Genomic DNA, 12,118 nt, shown 5'->3' with positions numbered 1-12,118 from the left:
ACCTTTTGAGTTCTCTTATGGAGTACGGGAAGCAACCCTTTTGATTCTATGTTGTTCTTGAAGTTCTGACCCTCGTGCAAGGAGTTAACACACTTGTCCTAAAGCAGATGCTAGATGAACGAGGAAGCCCTTCTGATGAGCGCAAAGCGCACGCTTTGCTGTAAGCTTGCCTCTTGCAGAAGAGCTTTGCTAAGGCGTAGTGTGTCGCTTTGCAACTCACCTATGCTCTCTTGCGTAGCATTTCCTTAAAATAAGGGTCTTGCGCTGTCGCTTGGGTTGGGCTAACCCTCTTTAAAGTTCTGATTGCTTCTGGCACTACCTTTTAGATCATCGGAGAAAGCCTAAGAACAGGCTTTTCTATTTGTCCTTTTTATCTCTTGTAAAAGACTTATGATCCTTAACGGGTTCGTTAGTGATTTATGCAGAAAACGATACTACTTGCTAGATTGCAGCAACCTATTAGGCATCTACGGATGTTTACAAGCCGGAAAACCCTTTCGTCAGATTATATATAAGTAAAATCTTCAATGGCTCACTAATAACTGGTCACTATCTCGAAACGTATGCTTGGGAAGGTTTAAGTAAATTTTTTTCTACTAGCAACTCGGCAATTTGTACTGCATTTAATGCTGCGCCTTTGCGAATTTGATCACCACATAGCCACAGTTCCAAGCCGCACGGATGAGAGATGTCCTGCCGAATTCTTCCCACTAAGACTTCATCTTTACCAGTTGCTTCAATTGGCATAGGAAAATGATTAGTTCCCCAATCTTCTAGCAATTTCACTCCTGGAGAGTTACTTAAAATCTCTCTAGCTTCATCTGGACTAAAGGGAGTCTCAAATTCTAGATTAATTGCTTCAGAATGAGCGCGCAGCACAGGAACCCGTACACAAGTTGCAGTGATTCTGATCTGCGACGTTCCAAAAATTTTCCGAGTTTCATTGACCATTTTCATTTCTTCTTCACAATATCCCAAATCGTTGAGTGGGGAGTTATGTGGGAATAAATTAAATGCCAACGGGTAGGGTAATACCTCAGCTACTGGCGACTTTCCTTGTAATATAGCACTTGTTTGGGTTTTGACTTCTGCCATTGCTTTAGCACCAGCACCACTAGCAGATTGGTAGGTAGAAACCACAATGCGTTGCACTGGTTTTACTTTATGCAATGGCCACACAGCCATTGTCAATAAAATTGTAGTGCAATTGGGATTGGCAATAATGCCTTTGTGGTTAGCCGCAGCTTGTGGGTTGACTTCTGGCACTACTAAAGGGACTTCCGGGTTCATCCGAAAGGCGCTAGAGTTATCTATTACAACTGCGCCCTTTTGGGTGGCAATTGATGCCCAAGTTTTGGATGTGGAACCACCGGCACTAGCCAGTACCAAATCTATATCCTCAAAGGCGCGATCGCTTACTGGCTCTACTGGGATATTTTCGCCTTTAAATTGAAGCGATCGCCCTACACTCCGTTCTGATGCCAATAATTTTAAATCAGCAACAGGAAAACAACGCTGTTCCAATAATTCCAGCAACTCTGTGCCAACAGCACCAGTTGCTCCCAAAATAGCTACACGATAGGATTTCGACAAACTTGCTTCCTCCTTTTAAAGATTATCTGCAATTTTTCGTAACAATTTGCGATTTACAACAGATGTACAGATGTTTAATTAAAAATGGCAATAGAACTCTTTAAATAAATTTGAATATTCTTACGTTTTTTCTATCTAACTTAGTTGCTTTACTTAAATTTAATACATTTATTATTTTTTAGAATATTTATTCTAAGTTAAGTAATGTTGCACTTTACTACAATCACCGCTCTATTTTTAGATTAATTTAAGCTATATATTACTATACAGCAAACTTCTATCAGGAGAAAGTAGAGATATCTGCACTTAAACGTTTTACAAGTGTTTCACCTGTCAAGTAAACGCTTAATTTACCTCGAAAGTGATGCATTCCTAAAACGACGGATGTACTATGATCCAAATGGAATATAATCAGCCAGCATTAATCTGGGGTAAGGCAATAGCGATGCTTTTATCTCACAAGTACAGTTACACCTAATGGTATAACCCTGGAGCGAGGAACTGCTGGCTGAGAATAAGGATATCACGGCATTAGCCCTCTGAATAATAAGTTCTAAGTACTGAGCGATTGAGGGCTAGACACTGGAAAATGAATTCGTGACTAAATAGCCAGTACTCAATTCTCAATGGCTTAAGACTTATTACTAATTGTTATGGCAGTAAAGTGTCAAGTATTTTGCCATTGGCAGTAAACTGGATATCTGCCCCAGGATAACTATCCTAAGATGTAGATTATGCCTTGTGCCTACCGCCTGTCCAGCCTAGAGACATCAAGCTATAAACGCGATTTTTCGCGTCTTGTGTGTACTCAGAGTTTAAAATACCAGAAAAATAGAGACGTAGCATGAAAGTCACCCAGGAGAAACTTCCCGCCAGCCAAATCGGTCTGGAAATAGAGATTACACCAGAAACTACAAAGCAAACTTACGAACAGGTTATTAAAAATTTAGCTAGTACTGCCAATATTCCTGGGTTTCGCAAAGGCAAAGTACCTCGACCGATATTGCTACAGCGACTAGGCATCACACGAATCAAGGCAGCAGCGCTAGAAGAACTAATTCAAGACGGCATTGAGCAAGCCGTTAAACAAGAAGCTATTCAGGCTATTGGTCAGCCGCAATTGCGTTCCTCTTATGAGGAATTGATCAATAATTATGAACCAGGAAAACCCCTGACGATTTCTGCTGCGGTTGATGTGGAACCAGAAGTAAATCTAGTGCAGTACACCGATTTACGAGCCACAGCCGAGGAAATAAAGTACGATCCAACTCAAGTTGAAAACGCTCTAGAAAAAGAACGTGAAGAATTAGCAACCTTGATTCCAGTGGAAGGACGTGCAGCCCAAATTGGTGATGTGGCTGTAGTCGATTTTAAAGGTCTATTGGTGAAAGCTGAAGGTGAAGACGAGACAGCTGAACCAACGCCCATTCCAGGAGGAGAAGCAACTGATTTTCAACTGGAGTTGCAAGAAGATAAGTTTATTCCGGGTTTTGTCTCTGGAATATTGGGGCTGAATCCAGGAGAAACCAAAGAAGTTTCGGCTCAGTTCCCAGACCCATATGTCAACGAAGAGTTAGCTGGAAAAGCAGCCATCTTTACGGTGACTATTAAAGAACTCAAAGAAAAAGAGCTACCGGAATTAAATGACGACTTCGCCAATGATGTCAGTGATTTCGAGACCTTAGCGGAATTGCGTGCTTCTTTAGAAGAACGATATCAAAAAGAAGCTGACGAAAAAACTAAAAGCAACAAACAAGAAGCTCTATTAGCTGAACTGCTCAAGCACGTGGAAGTTGACTTGCCAGCAACTTTGATTGAGCAAGAAGTAGATGCAATGCTTACGCAAACAGCAATGCGGCTTTCTCAACAGGGGCTGGATGTGAGAAAGTTGTTTACCCAAGATATTATTCCTCAGTTGCGGGAGCGATCGCGTACTGAAGCAATTGAACGCCTAAAGCGCTCCTTGTCTTTGCGCGAAGTTGCTAAACGCGAATCCATCGAGGTGACAACAGAAGAAATCCAAGCTAGAGTCACAGAATTGTTGCAGCAGTACTCGGATCAAGAGGTTGATGAAGAAAGACTGCAATCAGTGGTAGAAAACGAACTGTTAACAGAAAAAATCATTGATTGGCTCTTAGAACACTCATCAGTTGAACTTGTCCCGGAAGGTTCCTTGAGTTCTACAGAGGAACCGGAGGCAGAAGCAGCTTTGGCAGATGCACCTCCACCTGAAGAGGAAAGCGGCACAGATTCTACAGAAGCAACAGAAGGGCAATAGACTATTCCTACGGTCACATATTCACCAGTCCTTTAACTTAGGACTGGTGAAATGGGTAAGCTAAGAAAGGAAGAAAAATTAAAAATTCCTCTTTTGCTCTCTTTGTCAACATCTAGCGCTGATGAAGTCAGAATAATTAAAGAAGTTTTAATAAATAGCCACGCCTGTGACTGCCTTAGCTTGACCCTGTGTTGCACGAGAAGAATTTATATGAGGCATAATGGTTAACACGTAGCTAAAAATCAAAATTTCATTTATAAAAAAGGCAGCGCCAGCCTTTGGTCTGAGCAAAGCGATCGCTGCTACCTGTACAACTTACTGTCAATCGTTCTTCTATGCTTGTATCGCAGTCGGGAAATTACCCAATCAACAGTGTGAGCCAAACACACATTAACTCCCACTTGAGCAGCCCTACCAACATCGTGCCGATGGTGGTAGAACAATCCGGTATGGGAGAAAGAGCTTTTGACATCTACTCCCGCCTGCTGCGAGAGCGGATTATCTTTCTAGGAACGCCAATAGACGACAACATTGCCAACTCAATTGTGGCTCAGTTGTTATTTCTGGATGCTGAAGACTCAGAAAAGGATATACAACTGTACATAAATTCTCCTGGCGGCTCTGTCTACGCAGGTATGGCAATTTATGATACAATACAGCAGATTCGTCCCGATGTTGTTACCATCTGTTTTGGATTAGCCGCGAGCATGGGGGCATTTTTGTTAACAGCCGGAACTGCGGGAAAGCGAATGTCTCTACCCGATTCCCGGATTATGATTCACCAACCACTTGGTGGCGCTCAAGGGCAAGCCATTGACATAGAAATTCAAGCCAGAGAAATTCTTTACATTAAGGCGAACTTGAATCAGTTACTATCTCACCATACTGGTCAACCCTTAGAAAGAATAGAAGCAGATACTGAGCGCGACTTTTTCATGTCGGCAGAAGAGGCGAAGAACTACGGTTTGATCGATCAGGTCATTTCCAGACAAAATCTTCCCACAGCAGGGGAAAACGTCACCATTCTGAAATAAGAGGCTGGTATGTCTAAGTACGACTCCCATTTAAAATGTTCATTTTGTGGCAAGTCTCAAGAGCAGGTGCGTAAATTAATCGCGGGGCCGGGAGTCTACATCTGCGATGAATGCGTAGACTTGTGTAATGAAATACTAGATGAGGAGTTACTCGACACGAATGGTGCAGCAGCGCAACCAGCACCACGGTCAGAACCACCTCAAAAACGCCGCGGCCGCTCCTCTAATCTCTCGTTTAATCAAATACCTAAACCAAGAGAGATTAAAAAGTATTTAGACGAACACGTTATTGGTCAAGATGAAGCCAAGAAAGTGTTGTCAGTTGCAGTTTACAACCACTACAAACGGTTGGCAGTCATTCAGTCTAAAGCCAGTGGCAAAGCTGGCACGGATGATGCGATAGAACTGCAAAAGTCCAATATTTTGTTAATTGGACCGACTGGTTGCGGCAAAACTCTCCTAGCCCAAACCCTAGCAAAAATTCTCGATGTCCCCTTTGCTGTCGCTGATGCCACAACACTGACAGAAGCGGGGTATGTGGGAGAGGATGTGGAGAATATCTTACTGCGGCTGCTGCAAGTGGCAGATTTAGATGTGGAAGAAGCGCAGCGAGGAATTATCTACATCGATGAGATTGACAAGATTGCCCGCAAGAGCGAAAACCCCTCGATTACCCGCGACGTTTCTGGCGAAGGTGTCCAGCAGGCTTTGCTGAAAATGTTAGAGGGAACGATCGCCAACGTACCACCCCAAGGAGGACGGAAGCACCCCTATCAAGACTGCATCCAGATTGATACCAGTAATATCTTGTTCGTCTGTGGTGGGGCTTTCGTCGGCTTAGAGAAGGTTGTAGATCAAAGAGTTGGGAAAAAAGCGATCGGCTTTGTACAACCTGGAGAAGGGCAATCTAAGGAGAAGCGAGCAGCAGATACTCTTCGTCATCTAGAACCGGATGACCTAGTAAAGTTTGGCATGATTCCAGAATTTATTGGACGAGTGCCAATGGTCGCGGTAGTAGATCCGCTAGATGAAGAAGCGCTGATGGCGATTCTCACCCAACCACGTAGCGCCTTAGTCAAGCAGTATCAAAAACTGCTGAAGATGGACAACGTTCAGTTAGACTTTAAACCAGAGGCTTTGCGGGCGATCGCTCAAGAAGCTTACCGTCGCAAAACTGGAGCCAGAGCGCTGCGGGGTATTGTAGAAGAACTGATGTTGGATGTAATGTATGAATTACCGTCCCGTAAAGACGTGACACGCTGCACGGTAACACGGGAGATGGTAGAGAAACGATCTACTGCGGAACTAATAGTGCATCCCTCGTCATTACCGAAACCAGAATCAGCATAATTTAGAGTCAAGGGCAGCTACTTGCTCCACTTAGGGTTTCCCCAAGTGGAGCAAGTAGCGTTCAAAAGTCAAGAGTCAACAGTCAAGGGGAGTTAGCGCAGTCTTTTCCCAAGGGGAGAGGCTTACGCCTGCCGTAGGATACCCGAAGGGCTGTAGGGAGTTTCTACCATGAACGACTACTATTCAAAATAAAATACTTTTGATTTTTGACTTTTGACTATGGACTTTTGACTATAGACTTTTGACTATAGACTTTTGACTTTTGACAAATGCCTTACATCAATGTTCGTGGCGTTGATCATTACTACGAGTGGGTGAAAAAACCGTCTGGTTCATCAGAAAAGCCAGTGATGTTGTTCATCCACGGTTGGGCTGGTTCTGCTAGGTACTGGAAAAGCACTGCTGATGCTTTATCAGAGCAATTTGATTGTTTACTCTACGATTTAAGAGGATTTGGACGTTCTAGTGGTAAGCCAACCATAGTCCAAGCAAGTGAATCTGTTGCCGAGTCTGAGTCTCTTCAAGAAGAGTCAAAGGCGATCAGAGAATTAACCTATGAATTAGAGGAATACGTTGAGGATTTGGCAGCTTTGCTTGATGAGTTGCATCTTCAGCGTGTTTATATAAATGCTCATTCGATGGGTGCATCTATTGCTACTTTATTTTTTAACCGCTATCCTCAACGAGTTGAACGAGGGATTTTAACCTGTAGCGGCATTTTTGAATACGATGAAAAAGCCTTTACTGCCTTTCATAAATTTGGTGGTTATGTAGTTAAATTCCGTCCCAAGTGGTTAGGAAAAATACCGTTGGTTGACCGGATGTTTATGGCTAGGTTTCTCCATAGCCCGATCCCAAATTCTGAGCGTAAAGCTTTTTTGCAAGATTTTCTTGAAGCAGATTATGATGCAGCTTTAGGTACAATTTTTACTTCGGTGAGTAAGGCACAATCCGAATTAATGCCGGGGGAGTTTGCCAAACTGACAGTGCCGACTCTGTTGGTAGCGGGAGAGTATGACAAGATTATTCCAGCCGATATGGGGCGTCAAGCAGCAGCACTCAATGACAAAGTTGAGTTTGTTGTCATTCCTGGTACAGCCCATTTTCCGATGTTGGAAGATGCTCAAACTTATCTACGGCGGGTACAAGAGTTTTTGCAAATTAACGCGCCACAGCCACAAGCATATTAATTCGTAATATTTCGGCTACGCTCAATACAAGTTCGTAATTCGTAATTGGCAAGAATGAAAATATGGGTGGAGGAAACTAGTCTCACCCAATTTTCCTTTGAATTCTTGACTCTTGACCTTTTACAGACGCGCCGTGGCGCGTCTCTACTTTAAATCAAACCTAGTTCTCGTTTTAGTAAGTTAATTGACTCTGTGCCAATATAATTTTGAACCTTAATCAGCTTAGGTGGGCGGATAATATCTTCATCAGCTGCTTGCACCGCTGCTTGCACCCCCGCGTAACTGGCTAAATCGCTGATAATTACTTCAGCCCGCTTAACAATCGCCTGGAGTTTGTAATTATCTTTTGGTTGGGAAGTCATTATAAGTAGTTCATCACCACGTAAACCGTGGAGGATAACTTCTGCTTGGCGGCCAATTCCAGAACTAAGGCTAACTATACCGACACAGCTATCTTTTGGTAGCGTTTTTAGCAGGTTGAGTTCTTTACTGTAGTCATAGATATCAAGAGGAATCACCCGTACAGCTTTCGGCGCAACGATTTCTTCTACATCATTAATGAAATAGCGACTTGTGACCACTGTAGCAGAGGTAGTTTTATCTAACACCGCTGCTAATTCTTCCATTGCTACCAATTGAATCGGAATTTTCAGGGCTTCTTCTAATTCGTACACCATTAACTCACCCACCCCAATGTCTTGAGATGGTGCTGCTACAAACACCCGCGCACTACAGCGCAAGCGCCAGTCAACTTCTGCCAGAAATATCTCCCGGGCTTGATTTAGTGAACATTCTTGAGAGAGTAATTCGTCCAGTGCTTGTTGGACAATTTTATAGGCATTGGGATGTTGTTTGAAAACTGGCGATTGCAGCCTGCTACCACCCTCATGACCTTGAGCGCGGACATAAATACCTGAACCAGCAAGACTCTCAACAAATCCGTCTTCTTCTAGCTGGCGGTAAACTTTGCTGATAGTATTGCGATGTAATCCAGTCTGCATTGCTAACGCGCGTGTGCTTGGCAATTTGTATCCAGGTGGATATTGCCGGGAGGCGATCGCAAACCGGATTTGGTTAAACAGCTGGGTTGATGCGGGAATTTCACTGTCAGGCTGAATACGGAATTGAATCATCACTAAACCTCCTAAATACTAGTGGTGGCAAGTGACCAGCTGCCTTTGCTAAATGTCAAATATTTTATTTAGACATGAAGTTTTTCTGGTAGAAATTTTTAATGCGCTCACTGTAGGTAATTGATAATTTAATGGGAAATAGTCTTGACACACTGGCATAGTTATATCAAATAATCACACGGCTAATCACACAGCACTGGTAAAAATTATTATGACAGAGCGAGCAATCGACACTACAACAGTTAAACTTTTGCAAGATGATTTGCAAATAGCTGCTTATTTGGCACAGCCCAAAGAACCAGGTTCTTACCCAGGAGTTGTTGTATTGCAAGAGATTTTTGGTGTCAACATTCATATTCGAGAAGTTACAGAACGGATTGCTAAGGAAGGGTATGTGGCGATCGCACCTGCAATCTTTCAACGTCAAGCCCCTGGTTTTGAAACTGGCTATACCCCGGAAGATATTGAAACGGGGAGAAATTACGCTTCGCAAACTCAAGCATCAGAGTTATTAAGCGATATCCAGCTAGCAATTGATTATCTCAAAAGCCTGCCCCAAGTGAAAAAAGATGGCTTTGGCGTTATTGGCTTCTGCTTTGGCGGTCATGTAGCATATCTTGCTGCCACCTTACCAGATGTCAAAGCTACTGCTTCCTTTTACGGTGCAGGCATTACCTCTCGTACACCAGGAGGTGGCGCTCCTACCGTGACTCGCACAAACGAAATTACAGGCACAGTTTATGCCTTCTTTGGTACAAAAGATGCCAGTATTCCCCAGGAGCAGGTAGATGAAATTGCAGCAGAGTTAGAAAAATATAAAATTCCGCATCGTGTGTTTCGCTACGATGGAGCTGATCACGGATTTTTCTGTGACCATCGTGGCAGCTATAATCCTAAAGCCGCTGCTGATGCTTGGGAACAGGTAAAACAACTCTTTGGTCAACTGGTCTGAAAACTTAGGCAGCCGGTGCATACTTCCCATTAAGGTCGTCAAATGTCATTTGTCACGGCTTATTAGGATGACAAATGACATTTGACAAATAACAATTTATCTTCAATCGTCATGAACTCCGAATCAAAACTTTCTCAAACAGCCAATTCGTCTTTTTCAATGGACGATTTTGCCAAAGCATTAGAAAAACACGACTACCAGTTTCAAAAGGGACAGGTTGTACATGGCAAGGTATTTCAACTTGACCATGATGGAGCCTATGTTGATATTGGTGGCAAGTCGTCAGCTTTTCTTCCCCGCGATGAGGCTTCTTTGAGAGCAGTGACAGATTTATCGGAGGTGCTGCCATTGCAAGAGGATCTGGAGTTTTTAATTATTCGAGATCAAGATGCCGAGGGACAAGTAACCCTGTCGCGAAAACAGTTAGAAATTCAACACATTTGGGAACGACTAGCAAAAATGCAAGAAGATGCCCAGACTGTACAAGTACGAGTCACGGGTGTAAATAAGGGTGGTGTAACTGTTGATATACTTTCTTTGCGGGGATTTATTCCGCGATCGCACCTCGCAGAGCGCGATAATTTAGAAGCACTTAAAGGTCAAACTCTCAGTGCTGGGTTTTTAGAAATTAACCGCAGCAACAACAAACTCATCCTTTCTCAGCGATTAGCTGCACGTTCCAGCAACTTCAACTTGTTAGAACTAGGTCAACTGGTGGAAGGCAAAGTTAGTGGCATCAAACCTTTTGGCGTATTTGTAGATTTGGATGGGATGAGCGCTTTACTTCACATCAAGCAAGTAAGCCAAAAATTTATTGAATCTCTAGAAAAAGTTTTTCAAATTGGTCAGCCAATTAAAGCTGTAATTATTGACTTGGATGAAGGTAAAGGTCGCGTTGCTCTTTCTACCAGGGTTTTAGAAAACTTCCCTGGCGAAATGCTAGAGAATATCGACGAGGTAATGGCTTCAGCTGAGGCGCGTGCAAATCGAGCTAGTAACAAACCTGCTGAATAGCCGTTAAAAACATATCAGCGATTTCTCTTGATGAGAGCTTCTTCGGAGTTCCTGTAAAGTGTCTTCATTAAAGGCAAATGTAATTAACTCGACTAATTTGCCCCAACTATGCAGCACATCCTCTGAAGTAGCTCGCGAAAATTCTTGAGCAAAGAATTCTGCCCACCAGTTGGGTGCTTGTTTTCTGTAAAGCTCATTTTGCTTTCGCCAACGCTTGCGCCATCTAATAAAGTCTCTGACTCTGGGTGGCGCTACTCCCAAAATTGGCGGAAAATCAGCATAGCTGACAAACTTGCTCACTCCCGTACCGTGGACGTAAACCACATAGCGCCAGCATTCCACTACATATATATCTTCAAAGCTGATGTTAAACATCAGGCAAATTGCTTCTTCTGTAACAAATCGCGTAAGTTGGTGAAGTGCTGACGATTTGTGAACAATTTTTGATGCGCGAATAACAACCGCTTTTCGCTGGAGGGATGATACCATAAAAGATGATTCTCGTGAAAAAAAGATGATTCTTGCGATGAGAAGATGATTTTTGTTAAAAGATGATTCTCGGCTTTTACGGGATACCTATTGTAAATAATGCGATCGCCTTTCAGTTTCCTAGGCCGCAGGGCGATCGTTTTATCTGATACAATATAATATTAAAAGACTTATATAAGTCAGTTGTCAAGTAAAATATGGGAATGATCCGGCTAAAGATTCGAGAGTTTGCTGATGAGAAAGGTTGGACACTCAAAGAAGTGTCTGATCGTTCTGGTGTAGTATACAGCACTCTGAGAACTTATGCGCGATCGCCTGGGTTAGCAACTGTTGACTTCACTGCAATTCAGAAGCTGGCAAGAACTTTTGATGTGATGATTGAAGAGTTGGTGGAAGTAGTCCAGGAATAATTTTTGCTTGTAAGGAAGAAGCGATCGCTTTTATATTGATGACATCTGGGGTAGTCATCTGTCACGATCTTCTCGGATTAATTCAGTGCTATCAGGCCATTCCACATCAGTGCGACGACTTTCACGACGCAGGCGACTTTCCTCTAAAAGTCTGAGTACATTTTTTCGCCTTTCGTCATCCGTTGGCTGTGTTTTTGTTCGCAACGCGTTCTGCAATATTTTAATGATTTGAGCATTAACTGAGCTATTTTCAGCTTTAGCTAACTCTTGCAGCTGTTTGTATAACTCATCGGGTATGTTTAGCGCATGAAGGGTAGCCATTGATTGACCTCCCAAAATAATTTATTGGTAATTGTAGCGCGATGGGAGTTTGGGGGGCGATCGCCTTTGGTTTGTTAATGCGATCGCACTGTCATCTCTATTAGCTCTATTGTGATTCTTGTGGTAGAGATTTTAGTGTTGTTTTTCGTAAAACCCAATCAAGATAAAGTACAAGAATTTGCATTTTCAGAAAGTTGTCAGCATTTTTGATATTGGCGTCACTCAGTACCCATTTACAAAACTTTTCCAGCAATATTCCAATAACAACTTCAACAGACTTATTTATAACCAGAGGGATTAGTGTTTCTAGCATTGCGATTGCCTCAGTAGCTTAACTGAGTTCAATGTCGCAAT

General features: G+C 42.8%; 12 protein-coding genes. 7 read left to right on the top strand and 5 right to left on the bottom strand.

Features of this window, described 5'->3' with window-relative positions:
- Positions 1-549 precede the first annotated feature (549 nt).
- Positions 550-1,593: an aspartate-semialdehyde dehydrogenase gene (locus WKK05_RS32520; protein ID WP_341527109.1), complete on the bottom strand. Its 1,044-nt coding sequence runs from the start codon at positions 1,591-1,593 to the stop codon at positions 550-552.
- An 844-nt stretch (positions 1,594-2,437) separates the two neighbouring features.
- On the opposite strand from WKK05_RS32520, the gene tig reads away from it, so the two are divergent.
- From tig to WKK05_RS32500, 4 genes are all read left to right on the top strand, one after another.
- The gene (tig, locus tag WKK05_RS32515; protein ID WP_341527108.1) at positions 2,438-3,871 is read left to right on the top strand and encodes a trigger factor; all 1,434 of its coding nucleotides are present in this window, start codon (positions 2,438-2,440) and stop codon (positions 3,869-3,871) included.
- A gap of 335 nt (positions 3,872-4,206) precedes the next feature.
- Complete coding sequence (gene clpP, locus WKK05_RS32510; RefSeq protein ID WP_341527107.1) at positions 4,207-4,905, top strand: ATP-dependent Clp endopeptidase proteolytic subunit ClpP; 699 nt, start codon at positions 4,207-4,209, stop codon at positions 4,903-4,905.
- Positions 4,906-4,914: 9 nt separating this feature from the next.
- On the top strand, positions 4,915-6,255 hold the full coding sequence (gene clpX / locus WKK05_RS32505; RefSeq protein ID WP_341527106.1) for an ATP-dependent protease ATP-binding subunit ClpX: 1,341 nt from the start codon (positions 4,915-4,917) through the stop codon (positions 6,253-6,255).
- A 269-nt stretch (positions 6,256-6,524) separates the two neighbouring features.
- Complete coding sequence (locus WKK05_RS32500) at positions 6,525-7,445, top strand: alpha/beta hydrolase (protein WP_341527105.1); 921 nt, start codon at positions 6,525-6,527, stop codon at positions 7,443-7,445.
- 149 nt (positions 7,446-7,594) lie between these two features.
- Here WKK05_RS32500 and WKK05_RS32495 read toward each other — a convergent pair whose 3' ends face one another.
- Positions 7,595-8,578 (bottom strand): GntR family transcriptional regulator, encoded by a 984-nt coding sequence (locus WKK05_RS32495; protein WP_341527104.1) that lies wholly within the window; start codon positions 8,576-8,578, stop codon positions 7,595-7,597.
- 211 nt (positions 8,579-8,789) lie between these two features.
- Between WKK05_RS32495 and WKK05_RS32490 the strand changes: the two genes are divergently transcribed.
- Both WKK05_RS32490 and WKK05_RS32485 read left to right on the top strand, forming a co-directional pair.
- Positions 8,790-9,530, top strand: a complete 741-nt coding sequence (locus WKK05_RS32490) for a dienelactone hydrolase family protein (protein WP_341527103.1) — start codon at positions 8,790-8,792, stop codon at positions 9,528-9,530.
- Between the two features lie 111 nt (positions 9,531-9,641).
- A complete protein-coding gene (locus WKK05_RS32485; protein WP_341531252.1) occupies positions 9,642-10,544 on the top strand; it encodes a S1 RNA-binding domain-containing protein in 903 nt (300 codons plus the stop codon).
- Positions 10,545-10,547: 3 nt separating this feature from the next.
- On the opposite strand, the gene WKK05_RS32480 is transcribed toward WKK05_RS32485, so the two are convergent.
- Complete coding sequence (locus WKK05_RS32480) at positions 10,548-11,033, bottom strand: hypothetical protein (RefSeq protein ID WP_341527102.1); 486 nt, start codon at positions 11,031-11,033, stop codon at positions 10,548-10,550.
- A 197-nt stretch (positions 11,034-11,230) separates the two neighbouring features.
- On the opposite strand from WKK05_RS32480, the gene WKK05_RS32475 reads away from it, so the two are divergent.
- Entirely contained in the window at positions 11,231-11,443 is a 213-nt protein-coding gene (locus WKK05_RS32475) for a helix-turn-helix transcriptional regulator (protein ID WP_162394360.1), read from the top strand.
- Positions 11,444-11,497: 54 nt separating this feature from the next.
- Here the strand turns inward: WKK05_RS32475 and WKK05_RS32470 are convergent, their stop codons facing one another.
- A complete protein-coding gene (locus WKK05_RS32470) occupies positions 11,498-11,764 on the bottom strand; it encodes an Arc family DNA-binding protein (RefSeq protein WP_341527101.1) in 267 nt (88 codons plus the stop codon).
- A 106-nt stretch (positions 11,765-11,870) separates the two neighbouring features.
- Positions 11,871-12,077 (bottom strand): hypothetical protein, encoded by a 207-nt coding sequence (locus tag WKK05_RS32465; protein WP_341527100.1) that lies wholly within the window; start codon positions 12,075-12,077, stop codon positions 11,871-11,873.
- Positions 12,078-12,118: the final 41 nt, after the last annotated feature.

The sequence above is a fragment of the Nostoc sp. UHCC 0302 genome (genome assembly GCF_038096175.1).
In the GTDB taxonomy this organism is placed as follows: domain Bacteria; phylum Cyanobacteriota; class Cyanobacteriia; order Cyanobacteriales; family Nostocaceae; genus UHCC-0302.
The sequence above is the reverse complement of the archived record's forward strand: the minus strand, read 5'-3'. Positions and strand labels throughout refer to the sequence as shown.